This is a genomic window from Acidovorax sp. A1169, from assembly GCF_030704685.1.
Classification (GTDB): domain Bacteria; phylum Pseudomonadota; class Gammaproteobacteria; order Burkholderiales; family Burkholderiaceae_C; genus Acidovorax.
The window spans coordinates 25,320-44,684 of record NZ_JAUZDX010000012.1; the positions used below are offsets into that span (position 1 = coordinate 25,320).

A 19,365-nucleotide genomic window follows, 5' to 3' on the forward strand; every position below is an offset into this window, starting at 1 on the left:
GCCTGCGGAGCTTACCGCTGCTCGGGCGCCAGGCCGCGCAGGCTGGCAGCCAGGGCGGCGTGTGCCTGCAGGTCCACCGGACGGTGGCGTACCTGGGTGCCCGCCGGGTCATTGCCCAGGTAGTTGCCGTTGATGCGGTCCTGCGCGGGGCGGATGGGGCGCGGCGCGAAACCGCCGCCACAATTGGGGCAGACGTTGCCGAGCACTTGCTCGGCGCAGTCTGCGCAAAAGGTGCATTCAAAGCTGCAGATGCGCGCTTGCAGAGATGCAGGGGGCAGGGCGCTGTTGCAGTGCTCGCAGCAGGGGCGCAGTTCCAGCATGGTCGCTCCCTGATTCAGTAAGCTTGGGCCAGTCGTGCCAACGCCTGTTCGGCGGTGCAGACGGTGGCGAAGCGGCCTGCCAGCACGGTGGCGGTGCGGGTCTTGATGTCGGCGGCGGGCAGTGTGCGGCCATCGGGCTGCAGCATGTCCCAGGTCAGCGTGGCGTCGGTCACGAAGTCCACCTCCCAGCCCAGGTCCGAGGCGTGGCGCGTGGTGGTTTCGCAGCACTGCTCGGTGCGGATGCCGCTCACGATCAGGCGCTGGATGCCGTTGCGGGTAAGCCAGACTTCGAGGCCCGTGCCCACCAGCGCACTGTGGCGCGACTTGGTGAAGGTGGCCGCAGCGTCGAAGGCAACCAGGCCGTCGAGCGCCCGCACATGGCCGGATTCGACGGCGAAGGCGTTGCTGGCGTCGGCCGGGCCGTCGCTGTGGAAGATGCGCACCATGGGCACGCCCTGTACCACGCAGCCTTCGATCAGCGCGTTCTGCGCCGCCAAGTAGGCCGGCAGGTCGTTGGCCGTGAAATAGGGGCGCTGGCGGAAGGATTCCTGCACATCAATCACAATCAGACAGGTTTTCATGGTCAAGGCCTTCGGGTTCGGGTTGCAATGGCGTGATCTTCCTTTTGTAGGCTGACGAAGTCCTGCCGGCTCTGGACATGTATCGATCAATTTCTGCCATGATTTCCGTTGTGGCCGGCTATTGTGGACGCCTGGTTGCGCCAAATACCCTTGGTCTGTGAATACAGCCGGCATCAGCCTTTGTTGGCAGGGCCTGGATGCTATTGATTGCATAGCGTCAGGCGCATGAAGCCATAAGCTGCTATGGTGCATAGGGTTTTCCCTATATATGGATAGCACCAGCATATCTTCTGCCCATGGCCCGTCGTTCCCGTCTCTTCTCGCTGTCAGCGCTCACCCGCGCCTACCAGCGCAACCTCAAGGCCTTTGAAAAGGCGGCCAAACCCATGCGTGCGCAAGCAGTGACGGCGCTGCGGGCCGTGCCCAAGCTGGCCAAGAAGGTGGCCACGCCGCAGCCCATCCGCTCTGTGGCGCCGCGCCCGCGCAAGCCCCAGCCCGTCAGTGGCGAGTGGCTGGCAGGCATTGCGCCGGGGCCGGCGGGAGCGCGGCGCTTCCATTTGTACATTCCGCCCGCGCTGGCGCTCAAGAAGGGCGAGACACTGCCGCTGCTGGTCATGCTGCATGGTTGCGGGCAGACCGGGCGTGATCTGGCCGCCAGTTCGCGCATGAACCGGCTGGCGGCGCGCAAGCGCTTCCTGGTGCTCTACCCCGAGCAGGAGCGCATGGCCAACGCCCACGGCTGCTGGAACTGGTTCGAGCGGCGCAATGGCAAGGCCGCTGCCGAAGCCGCCACCTTGCTGGCGGCCGTGGACCAGGTGGCGCGCCGGCATCCGGTGGACCTCAATCGCGTGGCGGTTGCAGGCCTGTCGGCAGGCGCCAGCATGGCAGCCCTGCTGGGCGCCACCTACCCGGAGCGCTTTTGCGCCGTGGCCATGCATTCCGGCGTGGCACCGGGCACGGCCGAGTCGGCCGCCACGGCCATGGCCGCCATGCACGGCAAGCGCGAGGCGCACCTGCCCGAGCCGCCAGGCGCCAGTGCCCTGGTGCCGGGCCTGCGCGTCGACGGCACGCCGCTGCCGCCACTGCCCCCCTTGCTGATATTGCATGGCGATGCCGACGGCGTGGTGTCCGTGCGCAATGCGGTGGCCACGGCCACGCTGTGGGCCGAGTCGCTGGGCGCGCGGGCCGGCACGGCGCGCATGCTGCAGCGCGGCAAGCGCCATGCGACGCGGGTGACTGAATACCGGGCACGCGCCCGCTCGGTGGTGGCGCTGCGCGAAATCGTGGGCCTGGGCCATGCCTGGAGCGGCGGAACCCCCAGCCTGCCCTACAGCGACCCGCAAGGACCGGACGCATCCACGCTGGTGTGGGCCTTCGTGGAAAAGCAGTTCGCGCGCAAATGACCGGGCCGCGCCGGCTGGCTCATACGGATTTGCATTCAATCGTATAACTAGGCGGGAGGCCGCAGACAGTGCTGTAGCACGGCAAGGCGGACCAACGAAGTTAGACGGTTGAAGGCAAATCCGTATCACACCAGCCGCGCAGCCACCAGTTCCTTCTTCAGATAGGCGTAGAACAGCGGGGCCGCCACCAGCCCGGCGGGGCCGAACACGGCCTCGGCCACGAACATCACGCTCAGCAGCTCCCACACGCCCATGTGCGTGCGCCGGCCCACGACCTTGGCGTTGATCACGTACTCGGCCTTGTGGATCAGGATCAGGAAGCCCAGGCAGGCTGCAGCGGCCATGGGCGATACCGAGAGGCCGACGATGGTGATCACCGCGTTGCACAGCAGGTTGCCCACGATGGGCACCAGCCCGGCCACGAAGGTCAGCGTGATCAGCACGGGGGTGTAGGGCAGTTCCAGCCCCCACAGCGGCAGGATGAACAGCAGGAACAGGGCGGTGAGCAGGGTGTTGAAGCTCGCGATCCAGAACTGCGCGGCCACGATCTGGCGGAAGGCCTCGCCCAGCAGCGTGATGCGCTGCTGCAGGGCGGCGGCCAGGGGCCCGCGCGGCGGTGCCGGCGGCCGCACCGCCGCGAGCGAGCCGATCAGCAGACCTACGTAGGCGAACAGCAGCCCCGCCAGCCAGGCACGCCCGGCCATGGCCAGCGCGCCAGCCTTGGCCCCCAGGTAGCTGGCGATGATGCGCTGGATCTCGGCCGCACCTTCGGGCAGGTGGCTGGCCATGTCGGTCGGCAGCTTCAGCCGCAGCTCCAGCACCGTGCGCGCCATGTAGTCGAGCAGTTCGCGGTATTGCTGCGGCGCCTCCACCAGGTAGCCGCGCGAATGCGTGACCCCTATCGCCAGCAGCACCAGCGGCGAGAGCATGACCACGGCGGCCGCGGTCAGTTCCGCCAGGCGCGGCAGCACGCTGGAGGCAGGTGGGTCCCGGCGCCGGGCCAACTGCGCCAGCCAGGCCGCGAGCGCGCGCGTGGCGAGGAAACCCAGGCACACGCACAGCAGGCCCGGCAGCAGGTTGCGCCACATCACCAGCAGCAGCGCGCCGGCCATCAGCAGGTAGCTGGCCAGTGCCACGCCGCGCGGCAGCGTTGCAAAAGGGGCGGGTGCGCCGATGCCGGCCCCCGTGACAGGTACAGCGGGCGTGCCGGTTTGGTGGGCGGGCACGATGCTCCTGCCCGCTTCAGGCGGTTCCAGCGGTGGCTGCGCCATGGCGCGTGGCCGCCTCAGGCGACGACCACGGCGGCGCCGTCACCGCGTGGCGCAATGGCGCCAATGGTGTACACCTTTTCGCCCGCAGCCGCCAGCGTGGCGGCCGTGGCGGCAGCGTTGGCGGCATCCACCACCACCACCATGCCGATGCCGTTGTTGAAGGTGCGGTTCATCTCGATGTCGTCGATGCCGGCCGTCTTTTGCAGCCAGGCGAACAGCTCGGTCTGGGGCCAACTGCCCTTGGTGAGGTGGGCGGCGGTGCCTTCGGGTAGCACGCGCGGGATGTTCTCCAGCAGACCGCCGCCGGTGATGTGGGCCAGCGCCTTGATGGGGTGGGCGGCCAGCGCGGCCAGCACGTTCTTCACATAAAGGCGCGTGGGTTCCATGATGGCCTGCTTGAAGGGCTTGCCGTCTAGCGTGGCGGGGGTGTCGGCGCCGGCGCGCTCGATGCACTTGCGGACCAGGCTGAAACCGTTGGAATGCACGCCGTGGCTGGCCAGGCCCAGCACCACGTCGCCGGGCTGCACGTCCTTGCCGGTGAGGATCTTGGATTTTTCGACCGCGCCCACGGCAAAGCCGGCCAGGTCGTATTCGCCTGTGGGGTACATGCCGGGCATTTCAGCGGTTTCGCCGCCGATCAGCGCGCAGCCGCTCAGCTCGCAGCCCCGGGCGATGCCGCCCACCACGGCCGCTGCCGTATCCACGTCGAGCTTGCCGCAGGCAAAGTAATCGAGGAAGAACAGCGGTTCAGCGCCCTGCACCAGCACGTCGTTGACGCTCATGGCCACCAGGTCGATGCCCACGGTGTCGTGCATGTTCCACTCGAAGGCCAGCTTGAGCTTGGTGCCCACGCCATCGGTACCGGAGACCAGCACGGGCTCCTTGTAGCGCTTGGGCACCTCGAACAGCGCGCCAAAGCCGCCGATACCGGCCAGCACGCCTTCGCGCATGGTTTTCTTCGCCAGGGGCTTGATGCGTTCAACCAGCGCGTCGCCTGCGTCGATGTCAACGCCGGCGTCTTTGTAGGAAAGGGGGGTGGGGGTGGCGGAGGAGCTCATGGATGGTGTGGTGCTGGTAGGCCCGCACGGCGGGCTGGAATCCGGGGATTTTAAGGGGCATGCTCCGCGGCTGGCTCTCAGCCCTGTCGAAACGGGGGCTTTGGAGGGCGGCGCGACAGGTCTGCCCGCCACGCCGCTGGCGCCCAGCCAGGCGGCGATGCCCTGGTAACGCAGGGCCGACAGCGCGTTGGCGGCGATCAGCAGTACCAGGCCCCAGGCGAGCAGCGTGGTGTGCTTGCATCATGGCGCCGGCAGGAGACTAAAATCGGTCATATTGTCGCTGCCGGGATCTTTCGCAAGAGGCGTCCCGGGGCGATGCAACGGCCCCTGTGCCGCCACTTTTGCCGCGTTCCGCCGCAGTCACCTACGGCCAGACATCTTTCAATGCCACCTGTGATGCCGCTGCTGATCTTCTCCCTGCCCGCCGCTTTCGCGCCCACCGCCACGGGCCGGCCCCTGCTGCCTGGGTGCCGCGCATGAAGCAACTGGCGCTCGACATCGGCCTGGCCACGGGGCCAACGCTTTCCCGCTTCTTCCCCGGCCCGAATGAGGCCTCTTTGCAACACCTGCGCCTGGCGGCCGGGGTCGGCAGCAGCCAGGCCACCCGCTCGCCGGTGCCCACCTACCTCTGGGGCGAATCCGGCAGCGGCAAATCGCACCTGCTCAAGGCCGTGCGCCAGGCGCTGCGCGACCAGGGCGACAGCGTCGGCTGGCTCGACCCTGCCGTGGCCGAGCCGCCCGAGTTCGACGAAGGCTGGTCCGCCGTGCTCATGGACGACGTGCACCTGTACAGCACGGCCCAGCAGGCCACGGCATTCAACTGGTTCGTCAACGCCATCAGCCCGGCCAGTGGCAGCCAGCGCTGGGTGCTGGCTGCCGGCAGCCTGCCGCCGGCAGACCTGCCGTTGCGTGACGACCTGCGCAGCCGCCTGGGCTGGGGTCATGTGTTCCAGCTGCAGCTGCTGGGCGAGCCCGAGCGGCGCGCGGTGCTGCGCCAGGAGGCTGACGCGCGCGGCGTGTTCCTGGGCGACGAAGTCATGGACTACATGCTCAACCGCTTCTCGCGCGACCTGGGCAGCCTCATGCAACTGCTCGACCAGCTCGACGCCTTTGCCCTGCGCACCCAGCGCGCCATCACCATTCCGCTGCTCAAGACGATGCTCGAGTCCGAATGATCCCGCGCACCCACCTGCTGGCGCATGCCCGCACCTGACCGAATGACCACCCCCGCTTCCCTGGCCAGCCGCCCCCGGCTCGCGCTGTTCGACCTGGACCACACGCTGCTGCCGCTCGACTCCGATTACGAGTGGGGCGAGTTCACCATCCGCATCGGCTGGAACGACCCGGTCGAGTTCGCGCGCCGCAACGGCGAGTTCTACGCCCATTACCAGGCAGGTACACTCGACGTACACGATTACGTGCGCTTTGCCACCGAGGCCGTGCGTTTGCGCGGGCCCGATGCTGCGGCCGCCGCGCATGAACGGTTCATGCGCGAGGTCATCACCCCGGCGATACAACCCCAGGCCCTGGCCCTGGTGCAGCAGCACCTGGACGCGGGGGACGAGGTGCTGATCGTCACCGCCACCAACGAGTTTGTGACCACCCCGATCGCCAAGGCGCTGGGGGTGGGCGAGCTGCTGGCCGTGCAACTGGTGCGCGATGCGGCTGGCTGGTACACCGGCGAGATCGACGGCGTGCCCACCATGCGCGAAGGCAAGGTGACGCGCATGGAACAATGGCTGGCCCAGCGCCAGCTCACCTGGGGTGATGTCGAGAGCACGTTCTACAGCGACTCTATGAACGACGTGCCCCTGCTCGAAAAGGTCGACCACCCGGTCGCCACCAACCCCGACCCGCGCCTGCGGGCGCTGGCCCAGGAGCGTGGCTGGCGCATACTGGACCTGTTTACTGCACACCCATGATCAAGAAGTTCATCGACAAACTGCTGGGCAAATCGACGCCCGGCACCTCGGGCGGCAAGCCGCATTTCGGCAAGCGCGAAGAGGTGCCCGCCACCGTGCACGGCATCAACCCCGAGCTGGTGGACCGCCGGGCGGCCGAGGTCGTGGCCACGCTCAAGCAGGCCGGCTTCGAGGCCTATATCGTCGGTGGCGCCGTGCGCGACCTGCTGCTGGGCCTGCGCCCCAAGGACTTCGACGTGGCCACCAATGCCACGCCCGAGCAGGTCAAGGGGCTGTTCCGCCGGGCCTTCATCATCGGCAAGCGCTTTCGCATCGTGCACGTGGTGCATGGCCGGGGCCGCGAGCACGAGGTGATCGAGGTGTCGACCTTCCGCGCCTACCTGGACAACGCCGCCGCCGGCCAGGTCGCGGGCAACGAGAAGACCAGCAAGCAGCAGCTGTCAGGCATGCAGCATGCCGTGGACGCCAGCGGCCGCGTGCTGCGTGACAACGTCTGGGGCCCGCAGGACGAGGACGCCACGCGCCGCGACTTCACCGTCAACGCCATGTACTACGACCCGGTTAGTCAGATCGTGGTGGACTACCACAAGGGTATCCAGGACGCCAAGAAGAAGACGCTGCGCATGATCGGCGACCCCGCCACGCGCTACCGCGAAGACCCGGTGCGCATCATCCGCGCCGTGCGCTTTGCCGCCAAGCTCAGCGCCCTGGGCTTCACCATCGAGACCAAGACAGCCGCGCCCCTGGTGCAGTCGCAAACGCTGCTCGCCGACGTGCCGCAAAGCCGCATGTTCGACGAGATGCTCAAGCTCTTGCAGACCGGCCATGCCATCGCCACCATCGCACAGCTCAAGAAGCTCGGCATGTCCAAGGGCATCTACCCACTGCTGGACGTGGCGGTGGAGCGCGCCGAGACCCCCTTCGTGAGCGCTGCGCTGGCCGACACCGACCGCCGCGTGGGTGAGGGCAAGCCCGTGGCGCCGAGCTTCCTGCTCGCCTGCGTGCTGTGGGAAGACGTGCGCAACGGCTGGAACGAGCGCATGACCAACCAGCGCCAGCATGCGCTGCCGGCACTGCAGGAGGCCATCGACGAGGTGTTCGACAAGCGCATCGGCGACGTGTCGGGACGCGGCAAGCTGGCGGCCGACATGCGCGAGATCTGGGTCATGCAGCCGCGCTTTGAAAAGCGCGTGGGCAGCACGCCCTTCGGCATGGTCATGCAGCCGCGCTTTCGCGCCGGCTTCGACTTCCTGCGCCTGCGTGCCGACGTGGGCGAGATCGGCGAGGCCCTGGCTGAGTGGTGGCAGGACTTCCAGGCCGCCGACGACGACCGCCGCGAAGACCTGATGGACCAGGCCCGCGAAGAACAGAAGGCGCGCCAGCGTGTGAGCCAGCCTACGGCGCGCCGCGTGCCCAAGGCATCGCCGGACGGCGAGGGCCAAGCCCCGGCGGCCCCGCAACCCAAGCCACGTGCGCCCCGCGCTGCCGCTGCCGATGGCGGGCAGGACGATGCAGACGACTTCGCTCCCGACCAGGGTGGCGACGCCATTCCCCCGGACGGCAGCGCCCCCAAGAAGCGCCGCCGCCGTCGCCGCAAGCCCACGGGCGGTGGTGGCGGAGAAGGCTCTGCCGCGCCTGCGGCAGAGTGAGCCAGGCCGCCGGCATGGGCGCCACCACAGCGGTCTTCATCGGCCTGGGCGCCAACCTCGGTGACCGGGGTGCCGCCCTGCAACAGGCTCTGGCCTCCCTGGCGGCCCTGCCGCAGACAGAGGTGCGCCAGGTCTCCTCGCTGTACCGCAGCGCGCCGGTGGATGCCGATGGCCCCGACTACCTGAACGCCGTGGCCGAGCTGGCCACGGAGCTGACCCCCAAGGCCCTGCTGCAGGCCCTGCAGGCCATCGAAGTGGCAGCGGGCCGCGAACGCCTGTACCGCAATGCGCCGCGCACGCTGGACCTCGACATCCTGCTCTACGGCGACGAGGCCATCGCCACGCCCGATCTCACCGTGCCGCACCCGCGCATGGGGGAACGGGCCTTCGTGCTGCTGCCCTTGTCCGAGCTGGCGCCCGAGCGCGTCACGCCAGCTCAGCTCGATGCCGTTGCCAGCCAGCGCATTGAGCGGACAGACGCATTGCTCTGGCCAGTGGCAGGCTCCAGCGGCTAGGGCCTGTTCACACTAATTTCGGGGATCGCGTTGCCCGGCCTGGGGGCTGGATGCAAGGCGCCCGCGTGCAGCAAGGTGTGCACCTTGCAAGCGCGGACAACGCCGCAGACGGCCCCCAGGCCGGGCAACCCGAAGGGAAGGCCCTTGCCGGCGCGCCACTCGTCGTTGCGCTCCTTGCGTGTGCACATGCACACGCTGCGTCACGCGCCTAGACTGGCACGCCGGTAAGGGCCTTCGCGACCCCGAAATTAGTGTGAACAGGCCCTAAACAATCCTGGGCAGCCGCGCGGCCAGCCCCTGCACCACCACCTCCGTCCAGGCATCGAAGCCCGCATCCAGCGGGTGCGTGCTGCCGCTGCTCCAGCGCACCACGAAGGCGCGGTTGGCCATCTGTGGCAGATGGCGCGCCAGGGTGGGGCAGGCCTCGCCATCGATCTGCGCCAAGCGCTCCTGGTGGCCTGCGGCCCAGCCGTCGGGGTCGTCATCGGGCTGCGGCGCCAGCTCCAGGGTCACGAAGCTGACCATGGCGGCAATCACCACGTTGTAGGCATCGAAGAGGCCCTGGTCCGCGAACCCGGCCGATTCCAGCAACGCCAGGATGCGGTCCAGCAGCAGCGGGTTCAGGCTGGCGTTGGAGACCAGTTGCGCACCGAGCACCGGGGCAATGCGCGGGTGCCGGTGCACGGCCCGCCGATAGCGCGCGAACAGGGCGCGCAGCTCCGTGCGCCAGTCTCCTGCCGCGTCGGGTGGTTCCAGCGCGCCCACGGCGGCCGTCACCGCGCCGGCGATCAGCGCGTTGCGCCCACCCGGCACATGCCAGTACAGCGCCGTGGGGTACACGCCCAGCGAGCGGGCCAGGTCGCGCACGCTGAAACCCTCCACCCCCCGCTGGTCGATCAGCGCCAGGGCGGCTGCCAGCACGCTCTCGCGCGACAGGGGCGTCCCGGCTGCGGCATCGGGGGTAACGGGGGCTTTGGTGCGGGCGCGGGGCATCGGGAAAGGGCGGGGACAGTTGCCGGATTGTCGGGCATCCGGCAGCGCCGAACGCTGCCACTTGCCAGATCGCCCTCCGGCATCCATAATTTCTTGTACACCGTACAGGAGATCGCATGAACGCTACCCAGTCTCCCGTGGACCAAGCCCTGTTCCAGGCCGTGGAGAAGTACCGCGCACGCAACCCACGCAGCGCCGCCCTGCTGGCCGAAGCGGAAACGGCGCTGCCCGGCGGCAATACCCGCAGCGTGCTGTTCCACGCCCCCTTCCCGCTCAGCATGGCGCGCGGCGCTGGCTGCAGGGTGTGGGATGCCGACGGGCATGAATACATCGATGCGCTGGGCGAGTTCACGGCGGGGCTCTATGGCCACTCCCACCCTGTGATCATGGGTGCCATCCAGGAGGCGCTGGCCGGCGGCATCAACCTCTCGTCCCACACGGCGCGCGAGGGCCTGCTGGCGCACGAGATACAGCGGCGCTTTCCCTCCATGGAGCTGATGCGCTTTGCCAATTCGGGCACCGAGGCCAATCTGCTGGCCCTGGCCGCCGCCAAGGCCCACACGGGGCGCAGCAAGGTGATCGTGTTCGACGGGGCCTACCACGGCGGCGTGCTCACCTTCGCGGGCGGGGGCTCGCCGATGAACGTGCCGCACGATTTCGTGCTGGCGCGCTACAACGATGCCGACGGCGTACGCGCGCTGGTGGCCGCGCAGGGGGCGGAAATCGCTGCCATCCTGGTCGAGCCCATGCTCGGTGCCGGAGGCTGCATTCCTGGCGAGTCGGCCTTCCTGCAGGCGCTGCGCACCCTGGCCGACGATTGCGGTGCGCTGCTGGTGTTTGACGAGGTGATGACCTCGCGCCTGTCTTTCGGTGGCCGGCAGGCGCTGCTGTCCATCCGGCCGGACCTCACCACGGCGGGCAAGTACCTGGGCGGGGGTATGTCGTTCGGGGTGTTCGGCGGGCGCCGCGACGTCATGGAGCGCTTCGACCCGCGCCGCCCTGACGCGCTGGCACACGCCGGCACCTTCAACAACAACGTGCTCACCATGGCCGCCGGGCATGCGGGCCTCAGCGAAGTGCTGACTGCCGAGGTGGTGCAGGCACTCAATACACGCGGCGAGCAGCTGCGCGCGCGCTTCAACGCGGTGCTGGCCGGCCACGGTGTGGACATGGCCTTCACCGGCACGGGATCGCTGATGACGCTGCACGCCACGGCCGCGCCCGTGCACTCACCCGCCGACCTGCAGGGCACCGACGGGCGCGCCAAGGACCTGCTGTTCTTCGGCCTGCTGGAAGAGGGCGTTTTCATGGCCCGGCGCGGCCTGATCGCGCTGTCACTGCCCGTGGGCGACGCTGAATGCGATGCCATGGTGGCCGCGCTGGAGGCCGTGGTGGCAAGGCACCGCAACGTGCTGCCGGCCCGGGCATGAAAAAGCGCCCCGCGGGGCGCTGAAGAAGGGGGCGGTGGGGCGGTCAGTCGACCTTTGCCCCCGAGGCTTTCACCACCTGCTGGTACTTGGCGCGCTCGCTGGCCATGAAGGCCTCGAACTGCGCGGGCGTGGTGGGCACGGGCTCGGCCAGCAGCAGGCCGAAGCGGGTCTTGGTCTCGGGCGCATTCAGCGCCGCCACGAAGGCTTTGTTGAGCTTGTCGATCACCGGCTTGGGCGTGGCCGCAGGGGCCACCAGGCCCCACCAGGTGTCGATCGAAAAGCCCTTGAAGGTGTCCGACAGCGGGGGCACGCCTGGCAAGTTCGGGCTGGCGGCCAGCGAGGTCACGGCCAGGGCCTTGAGCTTGCCGGCGCGGATGTTGGGGGCCGCAGCCGCCAGATTGTCAATGTTGAAATCCACCTCGCCGGCCAGCAGGGCCAATTGCGCAGGGTTGGCGCCGCGGTAGGGGATGTGCAGCGCGAAGATGCCTGCGCGCTGCTTGAACATCTCGCCCGCCAGGTGGCCGGCGCTGCCGTTGCCGCCGCTGCCGTAGTTGAGCTTGGCCGGGTTGGCCTTGGCATAGGCGATCAGGTCTGCCAGGTTGTGGATCTTGAGCTGCTCGGCCTTGGCGGCGTTGATCACCAGAACGTTGGGCACGCGCACCATCTGCGTGATGGCGGCAAAATCCTTGGCCGCGTCGTAGGGCATGCGGCTGTACAGCCAGGGGTTCACTGCGTGCGTGGCCGTGGCCGAGATGCCGATGGTCAGGCCGTCCGGCGCCGCCTTGGCGATCGCGTCGGCACCGATGTTGCCGCCCGCGCCGCCCTTGTTGTCGATGATCACCGTGCCCAGCGAGTCGCGCACCCGCTCGGCCAGCGCGCGCGCCGTCACGTCGATGGGGCCGCCCGGCGCGTAGGGCACGATCAGGCGGATCGGCTGGCCCGAGTCCTGGGCCATCGCGGCGTGTGGAAGGGCAGCGGCCACGACGGCGGCGCTGGCGAGAAGGGTGGTAAGGTTTCTGCGGTTCATGGTGCCATTGTGCAAAAAATGGAGCGGCCACTACAAAAAATAGGGCCAGCCATCGGGGAATACCCCCATCGCCCGGGGTGTGGTCTCCACCTCAACCGTGCTTGTCGGCCTCGGAGGTGAAGGCGTCCGCAAAGAACTCTTCGGGCGGCAGGCCACGGTGGGCACTGTATGCGTCGCGTGCCGACTCGACCACGATGGGCGCGCCGCAGGCATAGACCTGGTAGCCCGAGAGGTCGGCAAAATCGTCCATCACCGCCTGGTGCACGAAGCCTGTGCGGCCCGTCCATCCGTCGTCGGGCTGCGCGTCGGAGACGACGGGCACGTAGCGCAGGTTGGGCATCTCGGCCACGCGCTCCTGCACCCAGTCGGCCATGTACAGGTCCCCGGGGCGGCGCCCGCCCCAGTAGAGCACGGTAGGGCGTGTGCTGCCCTTGAACTGCAGGTGCTCGATCAGCGCCTTGGTGGGCGCAAAGCCCGTGCCCGATGCGAGCAGCACGATGGGCTTGTCCGAGTCCTCGCGCAGGAAGAAGCTGCCGAACGGGCCTTCCACGCGCAGGATCTCCTTTTCCTTCATGGCGCCGAACACATGGTCGGTGAAGCGACCGCCCGCCATGTGGCGGATGTGCAGCTCCACCCCCGGTGCGTCGCCCTGGGTGTGGGGGGCATTGGCCATGGAGTACGCGCGGCGCGCGCCGTCGCGCAGGATGAACTCGATGTACTGCCCCGCGTGGTAGCGGAAGGTGTCGGCCGCCGGCAGTTGCAGGCGCACCTGCATCACGTCGTGCGACTTCTTCGTGAGGGTGGACACGCGCACCGGCATCTTCTTGACCGGGTAGGCGCTCTCGTCCGTGACCTGGCGTGATTCGAGCACCACATCGGTCAGGGGCGTGGCGCAGCAGGTCAGCACGAAGCCGGCGGCCTCCTCGTCAGCCGTGAGCGCCTTGGACTGGTGGTTGGCGTGGACCACCGCGCCGCTGAGCTTCTTGCACTTGCAGGAGCCGCAGGCACCGTCCTTGCAGCCATAGGGCAGGCCCACGCCGCTGCGGATGGCGGCGGACAGGATGGATTCATCGCCCTGTGCGGCAAAGGCGCGGCCGCTGGGCTGCACGAAAATCTGGAAACTGGACGCGGGGGCCGCCTCGGCGCTGGTCATGTTGTGGGTATCCTTGGAACTTGTCTTCTTCGCGTATCCGATTTTGCCCTCAAACCAAAGCCCCCTTGGCGCCCTGCCGGCGCGCTTTCGCCGCGAACGCCTGCTGATCGTCGGCTGCGGCGACGTGGGCCAGCGCGTGGTGCGCCAGCTGCAGGCGCCCGGTGCAGCTGCCCCGCGCCTGCGCGTGCTGGCGCTCACCTCCAGCCCTGACCGCGTGGAGGGCCTGCGTGCGCAGGGCATCGTCCCGCTTTTGGGCAACCTGGACAACGCGGCCACCTTGAGGCGCCTGTCGGGAGTAGCGACCCGGGTGATGCACCTGGCGCCGCCCCCGGGTGAAGGCGCTGGCAGCGGTAGCTGGTGGCGCGACCCGCGCACCGTGGCGCTGGCGCGCGCGCTGCGCCTGCGCAGCCAGCCGGCCTCCCTGGTGTACGCCTCCACCAGCGGTGTGTATGGCGACTGCCAGGGTGCCCTGGTGCCTGAGACCCGGGCTCTCGGGCCCGCCACACCGCGCGCGCAGCGCCGTGTGAATGCCGAGCGCGCCGTGCGCCACCTGGGCCGTGCGGGCGTGCGTGCCAGCATATTGCGCATCCCCGGCATCTACGCCCCCGACCGCGCAGGCGGCACGCCCGAGGCGCGGCTGCGCAAGGGCACGCCGGTGCTGGTGGCCGAGGACGATGTGTACACCAACCACATCCACGCCGACGACCTGGCCCGTGCCTGCCTGCGCGCCCTGTGGAAGGGGCGCCCGCAGCGCATCTACAACATCAGCGACGAAAGCCACCTGAAGATGGGCGACTATTTCGACCTGGCGGCCGACCTCTATGGCCTGCCGCGCCCGCGGCGCCTGCCGCGCAGCACGGCGCAGAACGAACTGCCGGTGGTGCTGCTGAGCTTCATGAGCGAGTCGCGCCGGCTGGACAACCGGCGCATGCTGCAGGAGCTGGGCCTGCGGCTGCGCTATCCCAGTGTGGTTGAGGGCTTGCGCGCCTGAGAGTCTGAGAATCTTTCGTCCATGCCCGCCTCCCGGCCTAGGAGGCTGCGGGGCAGAGCCCGCCGCCTGCTTGGGTGTGCGTCGCCATCGGCACCATTGCGCAGTCTGCGAGCCACCGGCCCGCGCCGGGCCTGCCCATGGCATCCGTGACGCCGCAACTCGCCCCGCAGAGCGTGCGCCCAAGCGTGAACCGTGTGCCCGGCCGGCTCCGGTTCAGCAGGGCGCCTGCCCGCCGTTGGAGCGGCACACACCGCCAGTGCCAGGGAAGCGACCCGGCCCGTTGCGTGGATAGGTATTGCCCTGGTTGTCCGTGCAGCGGTAGTCCGAGCACTGCGTGAGCCGTGGCGGCGGTGGCTGGGGCACGGTGGGAAAGGGCTGCGGGAACACCGCAGGGGGCGGGTAGGGCACCGGGTAGCCCGGGCCGTAGCGGGGCGGCACCACCACCACGCGGGGCTGCGCGGCGCGGGCACGCTCCACCTCGGCATAGCCTTGGGGCCCCAGGCAATCGAGGTCCATCTGCCGCTGGGCAGCTTCCAGGCGCTGGCCGTGCTCCTGGGTGGAGCGGGGGCCTTCGCTGGCCAGCATGTCGTAGCTGCGGCGCGAGCGTGCGCACTCGGGCGAGCGCGCATAGTCCTGCGGCAGCGGGGCGTTGGCGGCACGCGCACGGTTGCGCTCATCGGCACGCCGGGCTTCGGCATCCGCTGCATCGTTCTCTGCCTGCTGGCGCTGCTGCTTACGTTCCAACGCCTCGGCGGAGAGTTGCCGGTCCAGCAGAATTTCCTCAGGGGAGCGGCGTGGCTCTACCTCGCGCGCGGCCTCGCTGCTGCTGCATGCGCCGTCGGTGTAAGTCACCTTGCCGGTGCGTGCATCGGTGCAGCGCGTGACCTGGGCCTGCGCGCCAAGGCCCAGGCAAGCCGCGAAAAGGCCTGCAAAAAGGTGGCGTGCCTGGATCATGGTGCGTCCTGATGAGCCGCCACCCTTCGATCAGGGCTTGTCGGCGCTGTTCGACTGTTGGCGTGCACGCCAGTCATTCGGCGCAGGCGTGTAACTTCCGGGGGCCATCTGTCCTGGGCGGGACTCGCGATTGCGGCGATCTTCGGCCGCACGCCGGTCACGCTCGGCCTGCTCGCGGCGAGCCTGTTCCTGCATGGCCTGATTGCGGCGATCCTGGTCTCGGCGGGCATTGTCACGGTCGCGATCACGGTCCCGGTCGCGGCGTTCGCGCTCGGCTTGCTCGCGCCATTGCTGCTGCGCACGCTCGCGTTCCCGCTCACGCGCCCAGTCGCGCTCGTCGCGGCGGTTGCCGTAGTACACCGGTGGTGGCGGTGCCACGTACACGGGTGGCGCCGAACGGTAGACCGGCGGCGAGTCGTAGATGATTGTCGACGAGCTCGGCGGGTAGTAAGCAGGGGCTGGCGCGTAGTACGGGTCGCCCGGTACCGTGGCACAGCCAGTCAGCACGGCGCCCAGGACCGTGGCGGATAGAACGCGGGCTAAGGTATTTGTCATGTGGTTTCAGACTCCCGGCGCACAAGGCGCGTTCCGCGTTGCAGGTAAAGCCCACGAAAACAACACCAAGCAGGTATTACATCGCACAGGCAGATTGCAACTTGACGTTTGAGCCCTGCATTTGGTTGACCGGCGCCCAGTTTGCCGCAGACGGGCGCGCAGCGATAGCCCTCCCGGGTAGGCCAAAGGCTACTTGCCGGGTAGGTGGCGTGACATCGTTCACGCAAAAGAAGCGGTGGCGGCCTCGGCCGCCGCTGGATGGCTTATTTCGGCAGCACGCGGCGAATGGTCTCCGCCAGGTCTTCCGCCACGAACTTGGCCACGTAGCCATCGGCACCCACGCTGCGCACGTGGTCTTCGTTGGCCGAGCCCGAGAGCGAGGAGTGGATGACCACCGGCAGGCCGTGGAAGCGCGCATCCTGCTTGATGTTGCGGGTCAGCGTGAAGCCGTCCATCTCGGGCATTTCCAGGTCGGTCAGCACCATGGCCACGCGGTCCAGCACCGTCTTGCCTTCGGCCTCGGCGCTTTTGGCGATCGCGTTCAGGCGGTCCCAGGCCTCCTTGCCGGACTTCACCATCTCGTAGGGGGCGTGCAGCACCTTGAGCTCCTGCTCGATGAGCGAGCGTGCGACGAAGGAGTCGTCGGCCGCCAGGATGATGCTGCCGGGCTTGAGCTTGAGCTTGGCGCCCACCTTCTCTTCGGTGACCTCGTGGCCGTCCGAAGGGGACACCATCTGCAGGATGGCTTCCACGTCCAGCACCTGGGCCAGGCGCGATTCGTCGGTGTTGCCGTCCAGGCGGGCAATGCTGGTCACCAGCTTGCCGGCGGCGCCGCTGGTTTCGGCTGAGAGTACCTGCTTCCAGTCCAGCCGCACGATGTCTTCCACCGATTCCACGGCGAAGGCCTGGGTGGTGCGGGCATATTCGGTCACCAACATGATGTTCAGGCCCGTCTGGGGCTTGCAGCCCACGATGGAGGGCAGGTCCAGCACGGGGATCACCTGGCCGCGCAGGTTGACCACGCCCAGCGAGTGGGCCGTGGTGCCCGCGATGGGGGTGATGCTGGGCATGGCCACGATCTCGCGGATCTTGAACACATTGATGCCGAAGAGCTCGGACTTGCCCAGGGCACTGTCGGTGCCCAGGCGAAACAGCAGCAGCTCGAATTTGTTCGTGCTGGTGAGGTTGGTCCGCTCGTCGATGTCCTGCTGCACTGCTTTCATGGGGATATCCTTTGCGCGGATACGCGCGTTTACAAATTTTAGGATCAGAACGGTGTTCGCAGCACGTTAAATTGTCAGGTCGTACCCGAATGGGGTCTGGCCACCCCCAAGCGTCGCGGCGCCGAGACATATGACCATGCACTCCCCATGCCAGCCCCCGCCCGGCGTGGCGCACAGGCCCCTGGCACGGCCATTGTGCTACACGCCTGCCACCGGGCTGTAGTGCAGCACGGTGGGGAAAGGGTCATAGAAGTGGTGCAGCAAGGCTTTCCACTCCTGGTACTGCGCGGATTGGCGAAAACCTACCTCATGGTCCTCCAGCGTGGCCCAGCGCACCAGCAGCACATAGTCATCCTGGCGCTCGATGCAGCGCTGCAGTTCGTGCGATTGATAGCCCGGCATCGAGGCAATGATGCGCTGGGCCTGGGCAAACGCCTGCTCGAAGGCGCCGGTCTGGCCGGGGCGGATGGTCAATTGGGCAATTTCCAGGATCATCGGGTGGCCTGTCGGTGTGGGTGCAGCACCGGTTGTACCGCAACGGGCCCTTTGACGGGTTTGCATTCCATCGGATACCTGGGCGGGACGCCGCAGCCATTGGTGTAGCACGGCGAGGCGAACCAACGACGCTATGCGGTTGAATGCAAAACCGTATCAGTCCAGCATGCCCGGTACCTGGCGCAGGTAGGCGTGCAGTGCCGCGATGGCCTGGCGCACCTTGGCGGGCTGGGCATCGCGCTGGGGCGTCACGGCCCAGACGTCGAGCGTGCCCAGCTCCCACTGCGGCAGCAGCCGCACCAGGCGCCCGGTCTGCAGGGCGTCGTGCACATCGCTGCTGCCCAGCATGGCCACGCCCAGGCCGGCCTCGCACATCTGCTGCAGCGAGAGCTGGTTGTTGCTGGCGATGCGCGGCTCCATGCGCAGCGCGCGCGCCTCGCCCATGGTGTTGCGCAGCTCGGCGAACATGGCCTCGCCATCGCGTACCAGCCCGAGCCAGCTGTGCGATAGCAGCGCATCGGGGTGCGCAGGCATGCCGTACCGCGCCACCCAATCGGCCGAGGCGCACAGGTAGACATTCATCGCGCACAGGCGCCGTGCCGCCCAGGTGGAGTCCTGCAGCCGGCCAAAGCGCACGGCCAGGTCGATGCGTGCGTTGATGAGGTCGATGGGCGAGTCATCCACCAGCAGCCGCAGCCGCAGGGCCGGGTTGGCCGCCAGCATGTCGCCCAGGGCCGGTGCAATGTGGCGTGCAAAGCCCACCGTGGCCGACAGGCGCAGTTCGCCGCTCGGTGCATCGCGCGATGCCGCCAGCTCGGCCCGCGCCTGGTCGGCCGCCGCGCACATGGCCGCGCAGCGCGCGTGGTAGCGCTGGCCCGCCTCGGTCAGCGCCAACTGGCGGGTGGATCGGTGCAGCAAGGTCACGCCGCCATCGCTTTCGAGCTTGCGCACCTGCTGGCTCACGGCCGAAGTGCTCATGCCCAGGGCACGGGCGGCCCCGCTCATCGAGCCGTGCTGCACCACGCAGGCGAACACGGCCATGCGTTTGAGGTCATCCATGAATGCCCATTCTTGCGAGGATTGTGAAGTTGTACTTCAAGGAGAAGGCAGGTTTTGGCCTCTACCGGGATCTTTATCAAGCCCATATTCTCACTCCATCGACTTCAACTCCCAAGGAAATGACATGAACATCGCATTGATCGGAGCCACCGGCTTCGTCGGCTCAGCCGTGCTCGAAGAACTCCTGCGCCGCCAGCACCGCGTGACCGCGCTGGCCCGCAACCTCGGCAAACTGGCTGCACGTGATGGCCTCACCGTGGTGCAGGCCGATGCCCAGGATGCCACCCAGGTCGCCAAGGCCGTGGCTGGCCACGATGCCGTGGTCAATGCCTACAACCCCGGCTGGACCGTGCCCGACATCCACGACCAGTTCCTCGTCGGCACGCGCGCCATCTATGCGGGTGTGAAACAGGCCGGCGTCAATCGCCTGCTGGTGGTGGGAGGCGCGGGCAGCCTGTATGTCGCCCCTGGCGTGCAACTCGTGGATACCCCCGGTTTCCCCGCCGAATACAAGGCAGGCGCCCTGGCTGCCCGCGAAGCGCTGAACCTGATCCGCAATGAAACCACGCTCGACTGGACCTTCCTGTCGCCCCCCATCCTGCTGGCCCCCGGCGAGCGCACCGGCCAGTACCGCCTGGGTACCGATGCGCCGCTGATGAACGGCGACGCGCCCGGCGGCATCAGCGTGGCCGATCTGGCCGTTGCCATCGGCGACGAACTGGAGAGCCCGCGCCACCTGCAGCAGCGCTTCACCGTGGCCAGCTGA

The 19,365-nt window shown here is 68.4% G+C and carries 20 protein-coding genes; 8 read left to right on the forward strand and 12 right to left on the reverse strand.

Features of this window, described 5'->3' with window-relative positions; genetic code table 11:
• Window positions 1–11 precede the first annotated feature (11 nt).
• Together QYL93_RS19135 and QYL93_RS19140 are read right to left on the reverse strand one after the other, a co-directional pair.
• Entirely contained in the window at window positions 12–320 is a 309-nt protein-coding gene (locus tag QYL93_RS19135) for a DUF1272 domain-containing protein (RefSeq protein ID WP_305745137.1), read from the reverse strand.
• A 14-nt stretch (window positions 321–334) separates the two neighbouring features.
• The gene (locus QYL93_RS19140; protein ID WP_305745138.1) at window positions 335–901 is read right to left on the reverse strand and encodes a cysteine hydrolase family protein; all 567 of its coding nucleotides are present in this window, start codon (window positions 899–901) and stop codon (window positions 335–337) included.
• Window positions 902–1,197: 296 nt separating this feature from the next.
• On the opposite strand from QYL93_RS19140, the gene QYL93_RS19145 reads away from it, so the two are divergent.
• On the forward strand, window positions 1,198–2,304 hold the full coding sequence (locus QYL93_RS19145) for a PHB depolymerase family esterase (RefSeq protein WP_305745139.1): 1,107 nt from the start codon (window positions 1,198–1,200) through the stop codon (window positions 2,302–2,304).
• 125 nt (window positions 2,305–2,429) lie between these two features.
• Here the strand turns inward: QYL93_RS19145 and QYL93_RS19150 are convergent, their stop codons facing one another.
• On the reverse strand, window positions 2,430–3,575 hold the full coding sequence (locus QYL93_RS19150; protein ID WP_305745140.1) for an AI-2E family transporter: 1,146 nt from the start codon (window positions 3,573–3,575) through the stop codon (window positions 2,430–2,432).
• A 14-nt stretch (window positions 3,576–3,589) separates the two neighbouring features.
• Entirely contained in the window at window positions 3,590–4,633 is a 1,044-nt protein-coding gene (purM, locus tag QYL93_RS19155; protein WP_179683866.1) for a phosphoribosylformylglycinamidine cyclo-ligase, read from the reverse strand.
• A gap of 476 nt (window positions 4,634–5,109) precedes the next feature.
• Here purM and hda point away from each other — a divergent pair, with 476 nt between their 5' ends.
• Genes hda through folK form a run of 4 tightly spaced genes read left to right on the forward strand, consistent with a single transcriptional unit; the run spans window position 5,110 to window position 8,719 of the window.
• The gene (gene hda, locus QYL93_RS19160; RefSeq protein ID WP_057203477.1) at window positions 5,110–5,808 is read left to right on the forward strand and encodes a DnaA regulatory inactivator Hda; all 699 of its coding nucleotides are present in this window, start codon (window positions 5,110–5,112) and stop codon (window positions 5,806–5,808) included.
• A 42-nt stretch (window positions 5,809–5,850) separates the two neighbouring features.
• On the forward strand, window positions 5,851–6,555 hold the full coding sequence (locus QYL93_RS19165; protein WP_057264727.1) for an HAD family phosphatase: 705 nt from the start codon (window positions 5,851–5,853) through the stop codon (window positions 6,553–6,555).
• Window positions 6,552–8,204, forward strand: coding sequence for a polynucleotide adenylyltransferase PcnB (gene pcnB, locus QYL93_RS19170; protein WP_305745141.1), 1,653 nt, complete (start codon window positions 6,552–6,554; stop codon window positions 8,202–8,204). Before QYL93_RS19165 ends, pcnB begins: the two co-directional genes overlap by 4 nt.
• A 14-nt stretch (window positions 8,205–8,218) precedes the next feature.
• Window positions 8,219–8,719: a 2-amino-4-hydroxy-6-hydroxymethyldihydropteridine diphosphokinase gene (folK, locus tag QYL93_RS19175; RefSeq protein WP_305745142.1), complete on the forward strand. Its 501-nt coding sequence runs from the start codon at window positions 8,219–8,221 to the stop codon at window positions 8,717–8,719.
• A 264-nt stretch (window positions 8,720–8,983) separates the two neighbouring features.
• Here folK and QYL93_RS19180 read toward each other — a convergent pair whose 3' ends face one another.
• Window positions 8,984–9,712: a TetR/AcrR family transcriptional regulator gene (locus QYL93_RS19180; RefSeq protein ID WP_305745143.1), complete on the reverse strand. Its 729-nt coding sequence runs from the start codon at window positions 9,710–9,712 to the stop codon at window positions 8,984–8,986.
• Between the two features lie 116 nt (window positions 9,713–9,828).
• On the opposite strand from QYL93_RS19180, the gene QYL93_RS19185 reads away from it, so the two are divergent.
• Entirely contained in the window at window positions 9,829–11,142 is a 1,314-nt protein-coding gene (locus tag QYL93_RS19185; RefSeq protein ID WP_305745144.1) for an aspartate aminotransferase family protein, read from the forward strand.
• A gap of 43 nt (window positions 11,143–11,185) precedes the next feature.
• Here QYL93_RS19185 and QYL93_RS19190 read toward each other — a convergent pair whose 3' ends face one another.
• Together QYL93_RS19190 and QYL93_RS19195 are read right to left on the reverse strand one after the other, a co-directional pair.
• Window positions 11,186–12,169 carry a tripartite tricarboxylate transporter substrate binding protein gene (locus tag QYL93_RS19190; protein ID WP_305745145.1) on the reverse strand — a complete coding sequence of 328 codons (984 nt, stop codon included), beginning with the start codon at window positions 12,167–12,169 and terminating at the stop codon, window positions 11,186–11,188.
• Between the two features lie 91 nt (window positions 12,170–12,260).
• Window positions 12,261–13,322 carry a CDP-6-deoxy-delta-3,4-glucoseen reductase gene (locus tag QYL93_RS19195; RefSeq protein WP_305745146.1) on the reverse strand — a complete coding sequence of 354 codons (1,062 nt, stop codon included), beginning with the start codon at window positions 13,320–13,322 and terminating at the stop codon, window positions 12,261–12,263.
• Between the two features lie 43 nt (window positions 13,323–13,365).
• Between QYL93_RS19195 and QYL93_RS19200 the strand changes: the two genes are divergently transcribed.
• Window positions 13,366–14,313 (forward strand): SDR family oxidoreductase, encoded by a 948-nt coding sequence (locus QYL93_RS19200; RefSeq protein ID WP_305745147.1) that lies wholly within the window; start codon window positions 13,366–13,368, stop codon window positions 14,311–14,313.
• 213 nt (window positions 14,314–14,526) lie between these two features.
• Here the strand turns inward: QYL93_RS19200 and QYL93_RS19205 are convergent, their stop codons facing one another.
• The 5 genes from QYL93_RS19205 to QYL93_RS19225 form a co-directional block, all read right to left on the reverse strand.
• Entirely contained in the window at window positions 14,527–15,267 is a 741-nt protein-coding gene (locus QYL93_RS19205; protein WP_305745148.1) for a DUF4124 domain-containing protein, read from the reverse strand.
• 30 nt (window positions 15,268–15,297) lie between these two features.
• On the reverse strand, window positions 15,298–15,822 hold the full coding sequence (locus QYL93_RS19210; RefSeq protein WP_305745149.1) for a hypothetical protein: 525 nt from the start codon (window positions 15,820–15,822) through the stop codon (window positions 15,298–15,300).
• Between the two features lie 263 nt (window positions 15,823–16,085).
• Window positions 16,086–17,045, reverse strand: coding sequence for a chemotaxis protein (locus tag QYL93_RS19215; RefSeq protein ID WP_057203486.1), 960 nt, complete (start codon window positions 17,043–17,045; stop codon window positions 16,086–16,088).
• A gap of 198 nt (window positions 17,046–17,243) precedes the next feature.
• Window positions 17,244–17,540 carry an antibiotic biosynthesis monooxygenase gene (locus QYL93_RS19220; RefSeq protein WP_305745150.1) on the reverse strand — a complete coding sequence of 99 codons (297 nt, stop codon included), beginning with the start codon at window positions 17,538–17,540 and terminating at the stop codon, window positions 17,244–17,246.
• A 156-nt stretch (window positions 17,541–17,696) separates the two neighbouring features.
• Window positions 17,697–18,599 carry a LysR family transcriptional regulator gene (locus QYL93_RS19225; RefSeq protein ID WP_305745151.1) on the reverse strand — a complete coding sequence of 301 codons (903 nt, stop codon included), beginning with the start codon at window positions 18,597–18,599 and terminating at the stop codon, window positions 17,697–17,699.
• A 124-nt stretch (window positions 18,600–18,723) separates the two neighbouring features.
• Between QYL93_RS19225 and QYL93_RS19230 the strand changes: the two genes are divergently transcribed.
• A complete protein-coding gene (locus tag QYL93_RS19230) occupies window positions 18,724–19,365 on the forward strand; it encodes an NAD(P)-dependent oxidoreductase (RefSeq protein WP_305745152.1) in 642 nt (213 codons plus the stop codon).

Excerpts from the sequence above, each read along its gene's own strand:
- QYL93_RS19225 (WP_305745151.1), bottom strand. The coding sequence starts at position 18,599 with ATGGATGACCTCAAACGCATGGCCGTGTTCGCCTGCGTGGTGCAGCAC.
- QYL93_RS19180 (WP_305745143.1), bottom strand. The coding sequence starts at position 9,712 with ATGCCCCGCGCCCGCACCAAAGCCCCCGTTACCCCCGATGCCGCAGCC.
- QYL93_RS19190 (WP_305745145.1), bottom strand. The coding sequence starts at position 12,169 with ATGAACCGCAGAAACCTTACCACCCTTCTCGCCAGCGCCGCCGTCGTG.
- hda (WP_057203477.1), top strand. The coding sequence starts at position 5,110 with ATGAAGCAACTGGCGCTCGACATCGGCCTGGCCACGGGGCCAACGCTT.
- QYL93_RS19145 (WP_305745139.1), top strand. The coding sequence starts at position 1,198 with ATGGCCCGTCGTTCCCGTCTCTTCTCGCTGTCAGCGCTCACCCGCGCC.
- pcnB (WP_305745141.1), top strand. The coding sequence starts at position 6,552 with ATGATCAAGAAGTTCATCGACAAACTGCTGGGCAAATCGACGCCCGGC.
- QYL93_RS19210 (WP_305745149.1), bottom strand. The coding sequence starts at position 15,822 with ATGACAAATACCTTAGCCCGCGTTCTATCCGCCACGGTCCTGGGCGCC.
- folK (WP_305745142.1), top strand. The coding sequence starts at position 8,219 with ATGGGCGCCACCACAGCGGTCTTCATCGGCCTGGGCGCCAACCTCGGT.
- QYL93_RS19165 (WP_057264727.1), top strand. The coding sequence starts at position 5,851 with ATGACCACCCCCGCTTCCCTGGCCAGCCGCCCCCGGCTCGCGCTGTTC.
- QYL93_RS19230 (WP_305745152.1), top strand. The coding sequence starts at position 18,724 with ATGAACATCGCATTGATCGGAGCCACCGGCTTCGTCGGCTCAGCCGTG.
- QYL93_RS19220 (WP_305745150.1), bottom strand. The coding sequence starts at position 17,540 with ATGATCCTGGAAATTGCCCAATTGACCATCCGCCCCGGCCAGACCGGC.
- QYL93_RS19150 (WP_305745140.1), bottom strand. The coding sequence starts at position 3,575 with ATGGCGCAGCCACCGCTGGAACCGCCTGAAGCGGGCAGGAGCATCGTG.
- QYL93_RS19185 (WP_305745144.1), top strand. The coding sequence starts at position 9,829 with ATGAACGCTACCCAGTCTCCCGTGGACCAAGCCCTGTTCCAGGCCGTG.
- QYL93_RS19140 (WP_305745138.1), bottom strand. The coding sequence starts at position 901 with ATGAAAACCTGTCTGATTGTGATTGATGTGCAGGAATCCTTCCGCCAG.
- QYL93_RS19135 (WP_305745137.1), bottom strand. The coding sequence starts at position 320 with ATGCTGGAACTGCGCCCCTGCTGCGAGCACTGCAACAGCGCCCTGCCC.
- QYL93_RS19215 (WP_057203486.1), bottom strand. The coding sequence starts at position 17,045 with ATGAAAGCAGTGCAGCAGGACATCGACGAGCGGACCAACCTCACCAGC.
- QYL93_RS19195 (WP_305745146.1), bottom strand. The coding sequence starts at position 13,322 with ATGACCAGCGCCGAGGCGGCCCCCGCGTCCAGTTTCCAGATTTTCGTG.
- QYL93_RS19205 (WP_305745148.1), bottom strand. The coding sequence starts at position 15,267 with ATGATCCAGGCACGCCACCTTTTTGCAGGCCTTTTCGCGGCTTGCCTG.
- purM (WP_179683866.1), bottom strand. The coding sequence starts at position 4,633 with ATGAGCTCCTCCGCCACCCCCACCCCCCTTTCCTACAAAGACGCCGGC.